The sequence below is a fragment of the Marinobacter halotolerans genome (genome assembly GCF_008795985.1).
In the GTDB taxonomy this organism is placed as follows: domain Bacteria; phylum Pseudomonadota; class Gammaproteobacteria; order Pseudomonadales; family Oleiphilaceae; genus Marinobacter; species Marinobacter halotolerans.
Window position 1 is genome coordinate 1,506,616 of the sequence record NZ_VMHP01000001.1, and the last position, 18,107, is coordinate 1,524,722.

16 protein-coding genes are annotated in these 18,107 nt (G+C 56.5%); 8 read left to right on the plus strand and 8 right to left on the minus strand.

The annotated features are described in order from the left end of the window. The first annotated feature begins 26 nt into the window (after positions 1-26). The 3 genes from FPL19_RS07080 to FPL19_RS07090 are packed head-to-tail and all read left to right on the plus strand — an operon-like array spanning position 27 to position 4,290. Positions 27-2,732: a glycosyltransferase gene (locus tag FPL19_RS07080; RefSeq protein ID WP_150911758.1), complete on the plus strand. Its 2,706-nt coding sequence runs from the start codon at positions 27-29 to the stop codon at positions 2,730-2,732. Further along, on the plus strand, positions 2,732-3,625 hold the full coding sequence (gene asd, locus FPL19_RS07085) for an archaetidylserine decarboxylase (protein WP_225314320.1): 894 nt from the start codon (positions 2,732-2,734) through the stop codon (positions 3,623-3,625). The genes FPL19_RS07080 and asd overlap by 1 nt, the downstream gene beginning before the upstream one ends. 17 nt (positions 3,626-3,642) lie before the next feature. After that, the gene (locus FPL19_RS07090) at positions 3,643-4,290 is read left to right on the plus strand and encodes a hypothetical protein (RefSeq protein ID WP_150911759.1); all 648 of its coding nucleotides are present in this window, start codon (positions 3,643-3,645) and stop codon (positions 4,288-4,290) included. Here the strand turns inward: FPL19_RS07090 and FPL19_RS07095 are convergent. After that, on the minus strand, positions 4,267-5,958 hold the full coding sequence (locus FPL19_RS07095; RefSeq protein ID WP_150911760.1) for a BamA/TamA family outer membrane protein: 1,692 nt from the start codon (positions 5,956-5,958) through the stop codon (positions 4,267-4,269). The two genes, FPL19_RS07090 and FPL19_RS07095, sit on opposite strands and share 24 nt — an antisense overlap. Before the next feature lie 10 nt (positions 5,959-5,968). Beyond that, positions 5,969-6,352, minus strand: coding sequence for a DUF2750 domain-containing protein (locus FPL19_RS07100; protein ID WP_150911761.1), 384 nt, complete (start codon positions 6,350-6,352; stop codon positions 5,969-5,971). A 94-nt stretch (positions 6,353-6,446) separates the two neighbouring features. On the opposite strand from FPL19_RS07100, the gene FPL19_RS07105 reads away from it, so the two are divergent. Further along, positions 6,447-7,661, plus strand: a complete 1,215-nt coding sequence (locus FPL19_RS07105) for a multidrug effflux MFS transporter (RefSeq protein ID WP_150911762.1) — start codon at positions 6,447-6,449, stop codon at positions 7,659-7,661. A gap of 35 nt (positions 7,662-7,696) precedes the next feature. Next, on the plus strand, positions 7,697-9,859 hold the full coding sequence (gene ovoA / locus FPL19_RS07110; RefSeq protein WP_191965230.1) for a 5-histidylcysteine sulfoxide synthase: 2,163 nt from the start codon (positions 7,697-7,699) through the stop codon (positions 9,857-9,859). Here ovoA and FPL19_RS17735 read toward each other — a convergent pair. Both FPL19_RS17735 and FPL19_RS17740 read right to left on the minus strand, forming a co-directional pair. Further along, the gene (locus tag FPL19_RS17735) at positions 9,834-10,256 is read right to left on the minus strand and encodes an ADP-ribosylglycohydrolase family protein (RefSeq protein WP_263656785.1); all 423 of its coding nucleotides are present in this window, start codon (positions 10,254-10,256) and stop codon (positions 9,834-9,836) included. The two genes, ovoA and FPL19_RS17735, sit on opposite strands and share 26 nt — an antisense overlap. A 40-nt stretch (positions 10,257-10,296) precedes the next feature. Beyond that, positions 10,297-10,623 (minus strand): hypothetical protein, encoded by a 327-nt coding sequence (locus FPL19_RS17740; RefSeq protein WP_263656786.1) that lies wholly within the window; start codon positions 10,621-10,623, stop codon positions 10,297-10,299. A 123-nt stretch (positions 10,624-10,746) separates the two neighbouring features. On the opposite strand from FPL19_RS17740, the gene FPL19_RS07120 reads away from it, so the two are divergent. Both FPL19_RS07120 and FPL19_RS07125 read left to right on the plus strand, forming a co-directional pair. Then, entirely contained in the window at positions 10,747-12,270 is a 1,524-nt protein-coding gene (locus tag FPL19_RS07120; RefSeq protein WP_150911763.1) for a M17 family metallopeptidase, read from the plus strand. 10 nt (positions 12,271-12,280) lie between these two features. Next, on the plus strand, positions 12,281-13,177 hold the full coding sequence (locus tag FPL19_RS07125) for a lipid kinase (RefSeq protein WP_150911764.1): 897 nt from the start codon (positions 12,281-12,283) through the stop codon (positions 13,175-13,177). Between the two features lie 374 nt (positions 13,178-13,551). Here the strand turns inward: FPL19_RS07125 and FPL19_RS07130 are convergent, their stop codons facing one another. From FPL19_RS07130 to FPL19_RS07140, 3 genes are read right to left on the minus strand one after another with little or no spacing between them, the layout of a single operon-like run. Beyond that, positions 13,552-15,420, minus strand: coding sequence for a coiled-coil domain-containing protein (locus FPL19_RS07130; RefSeq protein ID WP_150911765.1), 1,869 nt, complete (start codon positions 15,418-15,420; stop codon positions 13,552-13,554). Further along, complete coding sequence (locus FPL19_RS07135) at positions 15,417-15,911, minus strand: ABC-three component system middle component 2 (protein WP_150911766.1); 495 nt, start codon at positions 15,909-15,911, stop codon at positions 15,417-15,419. Before FPL19_RS07135 ends, FPL19_RS07130 begins: the two co-directional genes overlap by 4 nt. Before the next feature lie 8 nt (positions 15,912-15,919). After that, a complete protein-coding gene (locus FPL19_RS07140) occupies positions 15,920-16,921 on the minus strand; it encodes an ABC-three component system protein (protein WP_150911767.1) in 1,002 nt (333 codons plus the stop codon). 428 nt (positions 16,922-17,349) lie between these two features. Here FPL19_RS07140 and FPL19_RS07150 point away from each other — a divergent pair, with 428 nt between their 5' ends. Beyond that, a complete protein-coding gene (locus FPL19_RS07150) occupies positions 17,350-17,775 on the plus strand; it encodes an MbcA/ParS/Xre antitoxin family protein (protein WP_191965231.1) in 426 nt (141 codons plus the stop codon). Positions 17,776-17,857: 82 nt separating this feature from the next. Here FPL19_RS07150 and FPL19_RS17535 read toward each other — a convergent pair whose 3' ends face one another. After that, entirely contained in the window at positions 17,858-18,007 is a 150-nt protein-coding gene (locus FPL19_RS17535) for a hypothetical protein (RefSeq protein ID WP_191965232.1), read from the minus strand. Positions 18,008-18,107: the final 100 nt, after the last annotated feature.

The window sequence follows — 18,107 nt, forward strand, 5'->3', positions numbered from 1 at the left end:
CAACACTCCCAAAAGGTGGGTTGAGTATGACCATGCAATGGCAGAGCAACGGCGAACCACAATTCCGCGAAGGGCTCCGGGCGGAGTTCGATGACTTTATCAGCCAGCAGTCCAGGCGCTTCGACCCGGAGGACTGCCTGCAGATCGACTTTCACTGCCACGACCACAACAGCGACATACCCGACGAACTCTGGGGGCGGATCCTGCGGCTACCGGAAACCTGGCTGAAGACCAAAAAGCTGGTCAAGGTGCTGGAGCAGAACGGCAGCTCGGTAGTCACCGTGACCAACCACAACAACGCACGATCCTGCTGGGAACTTCAGGAAAAAGGCGTGGATGTGCTGGTGGGCTGCGAATTCACCTGCTTCTTTCCCGAATACGATCTGTTCATTCACGTGCTTACCTACGGTTTCACCCGGGAACAGGAAGTGATCCTCAACCAGAAGCGCCAGAACATCTACGAATTTCTGCGCTACGCCGCCCGATTCGATATTCCGGTGATCCTGCCCCATCCCCTTTACCTGTACTGCCGCAACGACCACATCGACCTGTGTCTGTTCGAGAAGCTGGCGGTGATGTTCTGGCGTTTTGAAGTGCTGAACGGTCAGCGCGACCTCTGGCAGAGCGTGCTGACCCTCAACTGGGTGCAAAGCCTGACACCGGAACGCATCCGCGCCTGCGCGACGAAGCACAATCTGGACCCGGCCGAATTCGGGGTTGACCCTGACAAGCCCAAGGTGGTGACCGGCGGCTCCGACGACCACACCGGCATTTTCGCGGGACTTTGCGGGTCCCGCCTGCATGTGCCCGATCTTCGGAAGCGCCTGAAAACTGAACGCGCCTCCGACCTGGCCCTGGAAGCCCTGCGCAACGGCCAGGTCGCACCTTTTGGCACGGTGGGCGAGAACCAGAAACTGAACATTGCCCTGCTGGACTACTTCGCCCAGGTGGCCACGAAACTCAAAGACCCGGGCCTGCTGCGCATCCTGCTTCACCGGGGGTCCACCTGGGACAAGATGGGCTGCTTTGTGGTCGCCAACCTGTTTCTGGAAATGCAGAAGCACAAGAAAACCATGAAGTTTTTCTCGTTCATTCACGACGCCCTGCAGGGCAAAAAGCCCCAGCGTTTCCTGAAGTGGCAGGCATCGAAAGACTACAAGTTCTGCATCACCCACCTGGAGCGGATTGCCGACAGCAAACGCAACAACCCGGACACCTTTGTGGACACGGTCAACGACAGCATCGGCGAGCTGTTCAACCATCTCAACCTGCTGATTGCCAAACGGGTTCGCAAGGCCCTGGAAAAGCATCAGGGCACCAGCCTGAAGGACTTCTCCACCGAGGAGCTGACCCGCAAGCTGGAGATCCCCAGCCAGCTCACCTCGCTGTTTCTGGGCGACGGCAAACGCCAGGACAACATGAGTAATATCAATCTGGCGGAAGTGCTGGACAGCCTGTCCTTCCCGGTGCTGATCAGTACCGTGCTGGCGGGGTCCACCCTGGCGTCCACCCGGGTGCTCTACCAGAATCGCGACCTGCTCAACCGGTTTGCCAGGGAACTCGGCAAAAACGAGCATTCCAGAAGGGCGCTCTATCTCACCGACACCCTGCTGGACAAGAACGGCGTGTCCACGTCCCTGAGCGGCAAGCTGAAAGAGATCAAACGCACCGACCTGCCCATTGATTTCCTGATCTGTCATCCGGAGGCCGAGGCAGAGCCCCACCTGCACGTGGTCAGACCCGTAGCCGACATCGATCTGCACCCCTTCGGTGAACAGACCTTGCAGGTGCCGGATGTGATGGAAATCGCCCGCATCTTCTATGAAGGAGGCTACGACCGGATTGTCTGCTCCACCGAGGGCCCCATGGCGCTGGTGGCCCTGTTCCTGCAGCAGATGTTCAACGTGCCCAGCTATTTCTTTATGCACACGGACTGGATAGATTTCATCACCCATGCCACCAATCTGAACCGGCCTGAAAGGGACCGGATCCGCCGACTGATGCGGGCGCTCTATGGCCGCTTTGACGGAGTGTTTGTTCTCAACCGCGAACACCGGGACTGGCTCACCGGCTATGAAATGGAACTTCCAGAAGAGCGGGTTTTCCTCACCGCCCATCACACCTCGCCCCGGGACCTGCGGGTGCAGCCGGCGCGCAAGGCGGACCTGATTCCCGGCGCCAACGAAAACACCCCGGTGCTGTTCATCGCCTGCCGCCTGAGTCGCGAGAAAGGCATATTTGATCTGCCGGATATTGTCCGCAAGGCAAAGTTGTCGGTTCCCGGCCTGAAGATTGTGGTTGCCGGCTCCGGGCCCGCCAGTGCGGAGCTTCAACGGGCCATGCCTGACGCGGTGTTCCTGGGCTGGCAGACCCGTGAACAGTTGGCGTCGCTCTATCTGGGACTGGATCTGTTTGTATTCCCGTCCCGCTTCGACACCTTCGGCAATGTGCTGCTTGAGGCACTGACCCACGGCATGCCCGCGCTGGCCTACAACTGCAAGGGGCCGAAAGACATTATCGAGCACGAAACCAGCGGCTATCTGGTTGAGGATATCGACGCCATGGCAGAGGCGGTTGTGCGCTTCTTCAGCCAGAACGACCGGAAGGCAATGAAAGACCAGGCCCGCAAGCGCGCGGCGCGGTTCCAGGCCGAGCCCATCATGCGCCAGTTCGTGGCGGATCTGGGGCTGGACTACCCGGAAACCGCCCACGCCCATGTGACGGTGGCCTAGTGGATACACTCGATTCCGCCACAGAACCAAAACCGCTACTGACCGTTCGGGAACAGCTGAATTTCCTGCTGACCAACCGTCTGCCCAGGCGCTGGCTGACGCTCTTCATGGGCTGGTTCAGCCGGATTGAAAGCCCGGCGCTGACGCGTCTGTCCATCGCCGTCTGGCAGCTGTTTGCCGAGGATCTGCGCCTTCAGGACGCCACAACCCAGAGCTTTCGCAGCCTGCAGGCCTGCTTCACTCGCCAGCTCAAACCCGGACTGCGGCCACTGGATAACAGTCCCGAAGTGGTCACCAGCCCCTGCGACGCCATCATCGGCGCCTGTGGGCCCATCGAGGGTAACCGGCTGTTCCAGGCCAAGGGCTTTCCCTACACCCTGGAAGATCTGATTCCCGATGCGGCCCTTGCCAGGCGCTACCGCAACGGACGATTTGTGACCCTGAGGCTGAAATCCAGCATGTACCACCGGTTTCATGCGCCCGTGGACTGTCGCGTCCGGCAGGTGAACTACATCTCCGGCGACACCTGGAACGTGAATCCGATTGCCTTGAAAAAAGTGGAAAAGCTGTTCTGCAAGAACGAACGGGCGGTGCTGGAACTGGAGTTCGATCATCCCGAAGCCAGCCTGACCCTGGTGCCGGTGGCGGCCATTCTGGTGGCCAGCATGAAATTCCACTGCCTGCCGGAGCCACTGGACCTGAAATACCGGGGTCCGAATCGGATTCCCTGTGACGCCCATTTTCACAAGGGCGATGAAATGGGCTACTTCCAGCACGGCTCAACGATCATCGTCTTTGCCTCCGAGCATTACCAACTCAGCCCCGGCATCACATCGGGGCAACCGATCAACATGGGTCAGGTACTGCTGACCGGTCACCAACTCAACTCTTGAACTGCAAGGAAATTGCCATGAACTTTCGTGAAGAACTTCAAAAACAGCGATGGGACGATCACCGGTTTTACCATCACAACCGGATCAACCAGTCCCTGCATCTGCTCAGCGCCTGCTGTTTTCTGATCAGCTACGGACTGGTGTTCTATTATCCGGCGGCCGCGGCGCTGGTGGGCTGGTTGCTGGCCATGACCCTGCGCCAGACCGGACACTTCTTTTTCGAGCCCAAGACCTACGACGAGGTGAACAAGGCCACCCACGATTACAAGGAAAGCATCAAGGTGGGCTATAACCTGAACCGCAAGGTGGTGCTGCTGTCCATCTGGGCCGCTACCCCGCTGGTGCTCTACCTGCGCCCCGACCTGTTCGGCCTGTTCGCACCGGCCACGGACCTGATGGGCTTTATCACAAATACCGCCCTGGTGTGGCTCTACATCGGCCTGGGTGCGGTGCTGTTCCGGACGGTGCACCTGTTCAAGCTGATGGGTGTGCAATCCGGGCTGGTGTGGATGACCAAGATCCTCACCGACCCTTTCCACGACATCAAGATCTACAAGAACGCGCCCATACACCTGTTCCGGGGCGAGATGTACGACACCATGGACGACTGGTACCAGGAAGTACCAGCGGATCAAAGCGAACTAGAAGCTCGTACGACCCCGTAACAGAATCTGCACCTGATCGATGTTGTCGTCCGCGCCGAGCGGGAAGGCAAGATCCAGGTGCAGCATTCTCTGGACCTCAATCCGGCTCGACGCCAGCCTCAGCCCGAAGCCCGCGTTTGTCAGTACGCCCTGGTCAGGGCCATTGCTGCGTCCGTCACTGAACCAGGCCCGCCCCACATCGGTGAACACAACGCCGCCAAGCCGGAACAGCTTAAACGGGTACCAGTCCGGGAAGTAGCGCCGTTCCAGGGTCCAGAGCGCTCGCCGATTACCCTGCTGATAGTCGTTGGGATAACCGCGAAGCCCATTGTCACCGCCGATCAGCAGCTGCTGGTCCAAGGTGAGATTATGGGCCGCGGTGAAGGACAGCTTGGTATACCAGCTGTTCCAGGTCACTGACCCTCCATGAAAATACTCCAGGCTGACTGTTCCCAGCAGATTTTCGAAGCGGTGCTCATCAAAACGCCAGGTGCCACTCTGGTTGAACCCGTAACGGGCGTAATTGGTGTCAGTAACCAGAAGCGCATCGCGGAAATCCATATTCAGGACGGCGCGATCCTCTGTTGCGCCGAGTCCGGGGGAGGAGTAACCCAGTTCCGTGCGCCAGACAAAGCCGTCCCTGACATCCTCAACCCGTTGAAGTCGTGTCAGATTTGTCATTTCCCGGAACCGGTTTTCCCGGTAGTCAAAACCGACCCAGGGATAACTCAGAGTTCTGTTTTCAATAAAGGGTGAGAAGTCAAACTGGCCGGGCAGCCGCTCGAATTCTTTGGTGTCGTACCGGTAGCCGGCGAGCAGCCGCAGTTGTCTGTTGTTGCGCTCCGCCAGCCGCCAACCGGTATCAATGCTGGCAAATTCACTGCGACGACGATAATTTGCGAAGGCCTGCGCGCCCACATACAGGGTCTGCTCACGCACGTCTTCCGTGCCGCTCAGGCCAAAACGCCAGTTCGTACGCTCGCTGTAGAAGGGCCGCTCCAGGTAAGCACTGCGGCCGCGGCCATCACTGCGGCTGGCATATGAAAATCCCGTCTGCCAGTGGGTACCCAGCAGGTTGGGGTCATCGAAATTCAGGCTGGTCTGGCTGCGATCAGCACTTTCCGTGTAGGCAATCCCCAGGCTCTTGCCGGAACCGAGAAAATTCGGATCCGACAGGCCCGTACTAGTGGTGTTCTCGCCACCGGCGCGGGAGGCGCCCACCGTGGGTAACAGAGTCCAGGTGTCTCGCACCAGCACACTGACTTCCAGTTCGTTCCCGCAGATGCGCGTAACTCCAACCCAGGCAGCCGCCAGATACTGGCGCTGACGAAGAACCCGCTCGGTTTCGGCAAGCATTCCGGGCTGATAAAGATCCCCATCGCTGAAGACCAGCTGGGCCCGTAAGGCTGATTCCCAGGTTGGGGTATTGAGCGCATTCAGGGTACGATAGAGGACGTTGTCCTGGTCAGGGTCGCTGGTATCGAAAATGGGGCGGCGAATAATGCGGATCCGGCCAATGCGGGCATCTTCCGGTATCACCAGATCCGACTGGCGCGCCAGCTGGTCACGGGGCCGGTCCAGATCTATTGTCTCCGGCTGGACCTCGCTGACCGTGCAGTTGCCAGCTGGCTCGGCTGCCAGATCCTGACAGAAAAGGAAGCTTCCACAGAACAGGAGCCAACGCTGCATAAGCTACCCGCTAGAAGTCCGACATGGCATCCTGCAAATCCCGCTTTAACTCTTCCGGCTCAGTAATCCACAGGGTTTTGTCGAGGCCCGGAAACACACCCACTTCCAGGCCGTCCTTGGTCAGCCCCGGCACCCATTTGCGGAAGAAATCCGGCAATGAAATGCTCAGGGGTGTCAGTCCATCGCTGCCGCCAGCATAGTCCACGGCAAACTCCGATGCCGGCCAGACCGGCAGATACTCCACGCCGTCCTCTTCGGAGGAAATTTTCAGGAAGCGGTTGTCGGCGTTGGCCAGAATCCAGATTTCACGCTCCTCCGCCACCTGGCTCAGAAAGAAGTCGTACCGCTCTTCACCGTCCAGTGCCAGTAGTTCGGCCAGGGCTTGATTGCTCATACTGTGGCTCTCTGTGTGTCATTATCAGATTGATCGTGGTCCGGTACAGTTTAACAGCGTACCGTTAGCGATCTATCGTTCAGGGAAACGTCTTTTGTCACAGCTGCGACTCGCTCTATTGCTCGGTATGACAGTGGCGCTTGCGCCGCTGTCCATTGATGCCTACCTGCCGGCGTTTCCCAGCATCGCCGACTGGCTGGGCATTCCCCATGCCCAGGTCGGGCTGACCCTCAGCGCTTATGTGATGACGCTCGGGCTGGCGCAACTGGTCGGCGGACCGCTGTCCGACCGTTATGGACGCAAGCCTGTCCTGTTTGGCGGGCTGCTTGTCTTTGCTGCGGGCGCCGTTATGGTTTCACTGGCCGACACCCTTTCGGAGATGGTGTTCTGGCGCGTGGCCCAGGCCCTTGGCGGCGCCTTCTGTGCGGTTTCGGTGCCGGCCCTGGTGCGGGACCAGGTCAGCGGGCAGGACGCCGCCCGGCTGTTCGGGCTGATTGGCCTGATCATGTTCGTTGCGCCGGCCGCGGCACCCGCACTTGGCTCATTGATGCTCGCGCTGGGCGAGTGGCAGTGGATCTTTCTGATGCTGGCCGCTTACGCCGGTGGCCTGATGCTGGCACTGAATCTGGCACTTTTCCCCAGACTCAAACCCCACATTCCCACCAAAACGCCGATCGCTACCCTGGCCACCAACTACCTGCTGGTACTCAGGCACCGCACCACCATGCGTTTCATCGGTATTCAGGTGCTCTGCTTCAGCATGATGCTGTTGTTCATCACCCATTCTTCGTTTATCTATCAGGAGTGGTTCGGTCTGTCGAACGGCCACTTTTCCCTGCTGTTCGCCGCCAATATTGTTCTGATGGCTCTTCTGAATCTGATCAACCGGCCTTTGTTGAGATACTTTCCCTCCGCGATTCTGGTTCGGGCCCAGGTCATTCTTCAGTGCCTGGCCCTGGTTGCCCTGACGGTCGCCGCACTTCTGGGCGGAACGGTCTGGGCGGTGGCGCCCTGCATTATCCTGGCCATCGGCTGCCAGGGCGGGATTGTGCCCAATAATATGGCCAACGCCATGGAGTTCTTTCCCAAACTCAGTGGCACGGCGTCTGCCCTTCTGGGGGCTTCCCAGTTCACCATTGCCGGCGCCATCAGCAGCGTGTCGTCAAGCTTTGGTGATCTGAGCCTGACAACCATTGCCACCGGCATGCTGGCCTGCTCAATCGGCGCTGTGTTGCTCGCCCTCGGCGCACCGGAAGCGGTTCGACGAGCCAAAGAAAGTGAACCGACTTCAGACCCTCAAGCGTACTAGACGGTTAGTGAAAATCACCAAGGAAGTGTTTTGATATGGCATCGTCTACCCAGGATCCTGTTGCCTTCTCCGATTCGTTGACCCAAGAATCCGTCCGGCCAAAGCTGCTCAGAACGCCCCGGCTCGACGCTGGGACGCCGGAAGAGAAACGCACGGAAATTGCCCGCTATTTCGCCAACACGTTTGATACCTATACCCGCCTGTTCGACTGTCTTGCCGGCGATGAGGGCTACTTCAAAAAATCCATCCCCCTGCGCCACCCGCTGATTTTTTACCTGGGCCATACCGCCACCTTCTTCGTGAACAAACTGGTACTGGCCAAATTGCTGCCTGAGCGCATCGACCCTCACATCGAGTCCGTCTTCGCCGTGGGTGTGGACGAAATGAGCTGGGATGACCTGAACGACGAGCATTATGAATGGCCCAGCGTATCGGCGGTGAAAGACTACCGGCGGAAAGTCCGTGCCGGCGTGCTGGAGCTGATCGAGACCCTGCCTCTGACCCTGCCGATCAATTGGGAAAGCCCCTGGTGGCCGATCGTTATGGGCATCGAGCACGAGCGGATCCATCTGGAAACCTCCTCGGTGCTGATCCGCCAGCATGATCTGGCGCTGGTCCGGGCTCAGCCGGAGTGGGCTCCCGTTCGCCAGACCGGAGAGGCACCGGACAATGCCCTGATCACTGTTCCGGCCGGCGCCGTCCGCATCGGCAAGCCCTATGATGACGCTTTCTATGGCTGGGACAATGAATACGGCGAGCACGAAGCCTGTGTGGAAGAGTTCAAAGCCAGCCAGTATCTGGTCAGTAACCAGGAGTTCCTGGAATTTGTTGAGGCCGGCGGCTATCAGACGGACCGTTACTGGAGCGAGGAAGGCGCTTCCTGGCGCACGTTTGCCCAGGCCGCACACCCCACTTTCTGGCGCTGGCACAACGGCTGGCAGCTACGGCTGATGACCGAGGAAGTGGAAATGCCCTGGGACTGGCCGGCTGAGGTGAACTACCACGAAGCAAAAGCCTTCTGTGAATGGAAGCGGGAAAAGAGTGGGCAACCCATCCGGCTGCCCACGGAAGATGAATGGTACCGGCTGTGTTCCGAGGCGGGTGTACAAGAGGTGGACGAGCGCCCCGCAGACGCCAATCTTCATCTGGACCATGGCGCTTCTTCCTGCGCCGTTACCCGTTTTCGCCATGGCCAGTGGTTTGATGTGGTGGGCAACGTCTGGCAGTGGATGGAAACACCCACCTATCCGTTCGACAACTTCAAGGTTCACCCGCTGTATGACGACTTCACAACGCCGACCTTCGACGGCCAGCACAACCTGATCAAGGGCGGCTCGTGGATTTCCTGCGGCGACGAGGCACGCCTGGCAGCGCGCTATGCATTCCGCAGACATTTCTTCCAGCACGCCGGCTTCCGCTATATTGCCTCGGATGTCGAGGCAGCCCAGCCCAATGCCTACTACGAGAGCGACCGACTGCTGGCCGAGTACGCCGAGTTCCATTTTGGTGATAACTGGTTTGGCGTGAACAATTTCCCCAAAGCCCTGGCGGACCTGTCTCTCAAGGCGATGAAGGGCAAAACCACCGGCAAAGCACTGGATCTGGGTTGCGCCTGTGGACGGTCCAGTTTCGAACTGGCCCGTGAATTCGACACTGTAGAAGGCGTCGACTTTTCCGCCAACTTCATTCGGCTGGGCGTTGAAATCGCCGAACAGGGGTCGGTCCGTTACGAACTGGTAGAGGAAGGGGAGCTGGTCAGCTATCACAACCGTACCCTCGAAGAGCTAGGACTGGACAGCTACGCAGACCGGGTTTCTTTCCATCAGGGCGATGCCTGCAATCTTAAACCCCAGTACGACGGCTATGACCTGGTGCTGGCCGCGAACCTGATTGACCGGCTCTACCGCCCGAGGCGTTTCCTGGACAGTATTCACGAACGCATCAACGACGGCGGTATTCTGGTGATTGCCTCGCCCTATACCTGGCTGGAAGAGCACACTCCGAAAGCGGAATGGATCGGCGGCTTCAAACGGGATGGTGAGAATCACACCACCCTGGATGGCCTGAAGGAGCACCTGGGCAAGCATTTCCGGCTGGTCAGCGAGCCCAGGAAAGTGCCCTTCGTGATCCGCGAGACGCAGCACAAGTTCCAGCACACGCTGTCGGAAGTGACTATCTGGGAGCGGTTGCCGCGCTGACCAGTGCGGTAAGCTCCTGATCAATCTCCCGGTGGGCTACCAGCTGGTCGAACCAGCGGGTGGCCACCCGGTCGCTCAGCAGCCCCATCAAGGCTCCGAGCACCGCGCCTCGGTGCACGTTGTCGCCCCCCAGATTGGTGTTTACCCGCAGCGCCAGGGACGGGTCATTGCGGTACTTGTAGGCCAGATACAGCACCGCCGGCCAGGACTCGGAAATATAACAGGCCGGTGAGTACAACCGCCCCACCACCTGGAGATCCGGCAGATTCCGTTTGGCCAGAACTTCCACATCCCGACCCGCCACACCCCGGCCGGCATCCACCAGAAGCGCGCGCACCCGGTCATCATCCGGGCCTTCCATCAGGCCCCAAAGCAGCGCAACGTAGCGATCACACACCGTCAGCAGGGATTCATCCGGGTGGGTCAGCGCGACATGGTCACGGCACAGGGCCTGTATGGCAGTGACAGTGCACGTTGGGCTGATTCCAGTACCCCGCCCGGCCCTTCAGAATCAGGTTGCCGACCACTTCGGGCGCACTGACCTCTCCGCCTCGACGGCCGCCACTGGTGGTGGAGTGCAGGGACATGATCGACGAAGGGTGAAATTCCGGTGCGGCCTCGAACTGCTGAATGCCGCCCGGGAACGCCCGGTCTATATCCATGGGGTTGTAATACCAGTGCACCGGCATGGCCAGGGCATCGGCGATGAACTGGGTTTGAAGAGCGCTGATAACACGATTGATTCGACCAGAACTGTCAGACATCTGAAGCCTCGCTTATGATCAGGAACAGCAGGAACGGTCACAATGTGAATCGGCTTTATGAACTGGAGAAAGAAGATCACACTACGCTGAAGCAATAGTCAGCTCGGACAAGGAGTATGCCTCATGAGGCCAGCTATCCCGGAAGTATACGAATTACAGCTCAATAAAGACCCATCCATGCCTTCCTCCTGGCAATTCGAACCGGGCTCAGGTGTCGTTCTCCTGGTGCCCGAAGCTGATCGGAAGACCATAGAAAATACTCCCTGGTCGGATTTCCTGGGAAGCCGTCTCCCAGACTATCCGAAAACCACCAATCCGGTGATTCTGTCAGGGCCCGGCGGTGAACGGACAGTGGTTGTTTTTGTCGCTGACCGGCTTCCGGCATTCAAGGCTCTGACTCTGGCCCGCAAGGTCATCAGCCCTCTGATGGCTGACCGACTGAAACAGATCAATGTGATTTCGCTGCTTCCAGATGATTCCGCGGCAGCGGGTATGGCTGAATCACTCGTGGCGGCGGCCCACGCGGCACTCTTTCAACTACCGAAAATAACGGACAAGCCCTCTGACCCGCGCAACCTGAAAGCCATCCGCTTTTCCGGCAATTTCGACAGTGCTGATTTCGCCCACGCGGAAGCAACCGCCGAAGGTAACAACCTGGCCCGTTGGCTGACCCATTTGCCGGGCAATTATCTGACCCCGGGCATCTATCGGGAGTACGCCGAATCACTTGCTCGCCAGGAAGGCTGGCATACAGAGTTCTATGACCTGGACAGACTGGAAGAGCTGGGCGCAGGCGCGTTTCTTTCCGTGGTCGAGGCCAGCCCGGTGAAGGACGCCGGCATACTGCACCTGAAATACCGCCCGTCTGGGATTGGAGCAAAAGGGACTGAAGAAAAACCCCTCGCCCTGGTCGGCAAGGGCATCTGTTTCGATACCGGCGGAAGCAACCTGAAAGTCGGAGGTAGCATGCTGGGCATGCATGGCGATATGCAGGGCAGTGCCGTCGCCCTGGGTGCATTTCTTGCCCTGACCCGCCTGGAATTCGACCAGCCCGTTGACTGCTGGCTGGCTCTGGCGGAAAACCATATTGGTTCCCGGGCTGTTAAATGTAATGACGTGATTACCGCCCTGAATGGCACCACCATCGAACTGATCAATACCGATGCCGAGGGTCGCATGGTGCTGTCAGACACTCTGGCATTGGTCTGCCGCGAAAAACCCCGGGCCATCGTCGACTATGCAACGCTTACCGGGGGCGTGGTAGCCGCCCTGGGACAGCGAATGGGTGGGGCCATCACCAACCGCCGCGAGTGGATCGAGCCGATCATTCAGGCCGGTGAACGTTGTGGCGAGCGGGTCTGGCCATTTCCCTATGAAGACGATTACGATGAGGATCTGCAATCGCAAGTCGCCGACACCCTGCAGTGCCGGACAACCGGGGCAGGCGATCACATCTACGCTGCCCGCCTGCTCGGGCGTTTCGTCGACAAGGATATTGGCTGGGTCCACGTGGACATGGCTTCCTCAGGTACTCATAAGGGCGGGCTTGCACAGATACCAACCGACCTTCAGGGTTTTGGTGTGCGGTTCGGTGTTGAATGGCTGACCAGGTTTTCCAGGCTGGAAGATGAGAGCAGACCCACATAGTCGTTACTTTATGGCCTCTCAACATTCAGTAAAGGCACTGCTGATCACCAACCCCCAAAGCCGTCACGGCACTGTGGATCAACTGCAGGAGGGTCTGGAGCGACTACACGATGCTGGCTTCGATGTGGAGTCTGTTCAGTCCAGCAGTCCCTCCGAAAGTCGCGAAATCGTAGAGAGCCGCCACCAGTACATCGACCTCGTGATACTGGCAGGCGGCGACGGCACCATCAGTTCCATGGCCGAAACGCTGCTGGACTGCAAACTGACCCTGGCGGTGCTGCCCCTCGGCACCGCCAATGATCTGGCTCGATCGCTCGGCGTCGCCGACAGCCTGGAAGCCGCGTTCAATGCCATTATCGCAAACCGTCGCCAGCGTATCGATCTCGGCCGATTGAACGGGCACTATTTCTTCAATGCCGCCCATATCGGGCTGGGCGTAAAGGTTACTGAAGAACTGACCGACAAGAACAAAAAACGCTGGGGCGTGTTCAGTTATCTCAAGGCTTTGTTCGCCGCTCTGGCAAGGACGGACCAGTTCGCGGTGAAAATTACGGTGGATGGTCGCAGCCATCGGATGCGAAGCATCCACCTGGCGGTGGGCAATGGTCGCTTTTACGGCGGCGGCAATGTGATCCACAAGAACGCCCGTATCGACGACCGACAACTATCGGTATACAGCCTGAAACCACAGAAACTCTGGAGGCTATTGCTGCTGGCACCCCTGCTACGAAGCGGCAGCCATCAAAGGCACCGGCGTATCTTCACCGCCAGGGGCCTGGAAATCGAAGTGCAGACAAAGCGCCCGATGGCGATTCATGCCGACGGTGAGCCGGTCTGTTACACCCCCGCCCGGTTTGAGGTCTATCCGGAGGCACTGGAAGCGATCGTCGCAGTGCCAAAGGATTAGTGTAGGATCATAATAAAGTTGGTAACAAAAAACCTCTTTAGACCGCACTTTAAGATACCAAGTCACTTTCGAAAATAAATAAAGTTGGTTACTTTTGAGACTCCCTGCAGAAAATCAATCATTTTCCGTCGTAATAAAGTTGGTAACTCTCCGATAGGAAACAGGTAAGCTTCAAAGCAATTCCCTTCTGATGGGCATTGCGTTGTTCATGATAAATGTACACGAGAAAATAAGTGGACACTATCGTGACGGCGACAGCGCCAGGCTCAGGCATTCAGAACCCTGTTCGCAGCAACAAGTTGACCCCTTACCTTCTGTTAACCCATGTAATCTCACGACTCAAGACGAGTTTGATTTTCAAGCTTCGAATACAATCACATACGTCTCGCCAACAAACCAAATCGACCGTTGCCTTCGAGACCACTGAAGGTCTCAATACGAGCTACATCTCGGATAGCGACCGGCGGGTCAGAGTTTTCGATCACGATGATCTGCACCTTGTCCTTCAGGCTAGCAAGGTGTTTGTAGAAATGCTCAGCAAGACCTGTCTTCTTGAGGACCTTTTCATCATCCGACAACTCACCATAGCGCGATGTCATCGGCTCACGATAAGTGAGCAACGGAGTGTCAAGAACAAGGAAACCAGGATGTGGAAGATCGTTTTCGATACAAAAAACAACAACAGCTACATTAAAAGCAGCATGGAGAATTGCTCTGACGCCTTTGCCGTTGGCGGCACGGAGTTTTCCGGCAACGGTAATATCCATAGCTTCCGTATCAAACTGCACCTTGTCTGCATCGGGAAAGCGCCATTCAGTCAGCACAGACTTCACTGTCTCGCCAAACCGGAACAGTGTAGTCGAATCTGGGCCGACTGATGGTGCATCGCCTTTACTACGTCGGGTTGGCTCGGCGCCGATTTCGGCTCTCCGGGTTGATAGGTTGGAACGGCGTTTATAAAGGTCGAGAACACGTACTATCCCGGATCGCTTCGAAACATATACTTCGTAACTTTCTCGCAGAGAAGTTTCATGTGGGCGCGCCTTCTCTATCTCGCCATCGAGTCTATCAATCTCCTTTTTTTCCGAATCAACGGTCCGGCGCAGCCCAACAGCTTCGGCCTCAAGAGAAGCTATAGTTTGGGTCAGTTCACGTTGTTCACGCTCGATTTTGCGGGCCTCAGCGGCAGCAGCTTTATGCGCCATCGCAATTTCTTCCGCAGCATGATTATGTTTTTGGGCATCGGACGGAGCACCACAGACCGGACAATCCATATCGGTCATCGCCACGAGCACGAATCCTCCCTCCTCAATTGATTGCAGGCGCTGAAGGTCTGAGCTGTAGACAGCCTGCAATTTAGAGAAACGTTCAATCGTTAGATCAAGCTCTCCCGCCCTTTCTAATAACTCGCGACGGCGCTCTATGGTTTTTCGTCTCTCACCTGCAAGGGCGTCAAGTTTTGCTTGGGCATCCTTTAGCCGAGAGGCTAGGTCACTTGCACTTTGCTCCAGTCGCCGAAGCTGCTCTTCGGTTTCCCTTTCATCTGGTGGATTCTCGCCAAGTTCCGCATCGATCTGGGCAATCAGCTCATCCACTAGTTCAATCTTCGCAGCCTTCGCCACTTTGCGTTCTGAAGGCTTAGGAACTGTTACGGCAGCGACGTCGTCAACACCGGTAAGCAAAAACTTGAACAGGTTCTGCTCGAAGGTGCGCTGAGAAGGCGATCCCGAGGTAAAGACAGGACTTTTCTCGGCAATAATGTCCTGCTCGGACACCACAACGTAGGGGGATAACAAGTAAATGGACAGCGCGTCCTTTTTGCAGTTACCGTCTCGTACAACCGCTTTCCCCGCGACCCCCATCGCATTGAGCAATAAGTGCGAAACCGTATCAGTACGCTTTGAATCGTGCTTCTGACGCAGCACTAAACCATCTTTGACAGCGGCCTTCTTGTAAAGCCCCTCATAGAGCTTGAACTGACCGCCCTGTGTGGCACGGTAAAGCGTAACATCGCGATTATCAGGTAGTGTCAGGCCTAACCAAACCGATTCATAGGCAGCAATTTCTTCAATTTCAGGTAAACTCTTGGAAACACCGAGCATGAACAGAATGGCCTTCGAAGCGAAGGATTTACCAGTATTCGAGGCGCCATAGATAATACTGAGCCCCTCATCAAACCCAAGTCCGGCGGGCTCAATGCCGGGGCCAGTGAAGACGAGATGACGCAGCCGGATACCATTCATGCTGATCGCCCCGACGATGTGTCATCAGTCGTAAATTCCGTAGTCCAGCGCCCAATCCGGCTTTCAATGAGTTCCCGAATTTCAACACTCTCCTGTTGAGCAAAGCGACCTGCCATCCACCTAGCACGCTCCTTGAGCGCAAGAGAATAAGGCGTCTGCAAAAGCTCTACGTAACTTGGAGCCTCCTCACTGGCGCAAAATTCGATGCCAGCTTCTGTCTCAAAAACGTCAACAAGGTGCATTTGCTGCATCATGCGCAGGCTTCTCTCTACCAACTGGCGACGAACTAGGAGTTCACCGGTACGATTAGGTAAATCGGGGTGGAGGCTTTCCGGTACGTCCTGCCCATCAATATCGCCTGTATGTACAATCAAATGATCAAACCACGTCATTTCCATTAAATCGCAATGGCGCGGATAAAAAGCCTCAAGCACTACCAAGGCCCGAATACCGGTTTCAAGGGTGCTATTGAACGGATGTTTGTCCAACATTCTGTCCTCTAACGATGCCACGGCAAACGTCCGTTATTTGCGAACTGGTGGCAGGTCCCTTGTTTGACTTGAGGGCCTGCATGCTTTCCCAGTATTCCGGATGGTTGCAAAAGGGCTGCTTGCTGCATCACTTGGCGCAGCCTCGCCAGCCCATTTGGATGATCATCACCATGAATTTCGACCACACCATGATAGATTTCATCCTTAAAGTTGAACAAGTAATCCTCAGGGGTAGAGTCTCTATAAAACCGATCAAATGCTACCGAATCGAAGAAACGAGTACGCTGGTCGCGCAAATGTGTAGCAAACTCAGGGCTCGCCAATGCTGCAGTTGCATCTGGGAACGTCCCCGGACCTTTTTCTTCGTATAGCTTAAGAAGTTGACCGATGTAGGAGGACTCACTGGCATCTATCTGATCTGGAACGACGCCTCGTGGCGAAGGGCCAGGATCTTCGTCAAACCATTTAACCAAAGCGGACTTGCACGCAGGATCGTCGACAAGCCGAGCTGCATCAAGCCAATGGACCTGGGTGAAATCAAATGCTTTAATCGCCATTTCTATCTCGGGGCTGAGCGGTATACTTTGCTTTTCCACTAGTTTTCCCGCGATATCAGAATTCCAACGTTCGAGAAACGCAGTTCTAAAACGCTCAGGATGAGCGATAAACTGCTGCACAGCCCTAGCAACGCCTCGCGGTGCGACAAAAATGTAAGAGCGTGGCAAGGAATACTCACCGGCAGAGGCGTGCATAAATATCTTGCCAAGCTCAATAAAAGCCGAGCTTTCGGAAAGTGACTTACTGAGCTGCTTACATTGGAAGTTATCCCACGGGCCTTCCATCCGTTTATCTGTCACATAGCCCGTGACATCGCGCCCCATGTCTCCTGTGCCGCGCCAAAGTTCATGGCTGTGGTAGTCTTTGCAACGCTGGGCCAACCAATCATTGACGAAGTCCTCCAAGCGATCTGCTGGTAGAGCACGGATAAGGATAGCGTGATTGATACGCAACGACTGCCCCCTTATTATCTAGTCGCCAAATTCGGCTGTCACATTTCAATATGAACCAATGTCAGTGGCGTTGATTAGTCCCCAAGGGCAACAACAATCACCAATGGGACATTCGCGTGCAGCCCTTGAGAAATCGATAGCTGGATACCGTCGGAATGGTTGGGCCGGGAATAACCAATGACGCTGTTGAGGCGACAGCATACGCGAACCAGATTTCTAATGACATCAGTCATGCCCCCTGAACTGGCTGGTGCTGAGCCCACTAAACCACTGGCGTCTTAAGCTAAAGTGAACGTAAAACGAGTTTCTCGGATTGCTGATTCATGGAACGTTGTATAGTGACAAAGGAGCATCGCGCTCACACTTGACCTTCGAGACGATCATCGTTCTCCTATCTTCGTCATGACCATCAGACAATAGGAATTGCCGTGGACTCCTCCTTACACACCATCACCACTGAATTGGGACTGGATCCCAGGATCTTTCACAATCCAGCCCATTTTATAGCCAGTGTTCGGGAGGGAGTCTCCGGCCAGGTCCTCAGGCGGGCACTGCGTCAGCTTGGCAGTGAGCTCATATTTGCACAGGCGCTCCACACAGATTCTGCTGGCCTCGAAAGCTACTGCACGGACACGCCGCTCGATCGCCGGAGGTCTGAAGTTCTGCTGGATACCATTCGCATTTTGGACCGAGTTCGCCGAACCTGGGAGTCTAATGAATTGGCCCAACAGTGGCTTCATTCCAATGTGCCGGCGCTGGGTGGTGTAAAACCTGTTGAAATGTTCGATACCTACGAGGGGCGACGCTGGGTGACGCAAGTGGCGGAAAAAGTTGAGCATGGCGACTTCAGTTAAGGGGATGGAGCCGGGGCTATTTTAGCTGCTCCAGACAGGGGACATACTGGAAACGATGAAGCAGTCAGCGTCGAACCAACCATCACCTAACCATGGTTTGCACATCGAGCATGACTTCATTTCCGAGAAGTATTCCTTTCACAATATCATGAATAGAGGCAGCAGGCTGTGAGAACACTTCCGCCAAGGGTTCCAAGCCCATGGATACCAAAATCCTTGTATCTAGACTCATCGGCTGTCTCCTTGCGCCCTTGTTACGTCTCAACAATGTGCAGAATGATCGCCCCCGAGAAAACAACTTTGCTGGTATACTCTTGGCTACTATGCGCCAA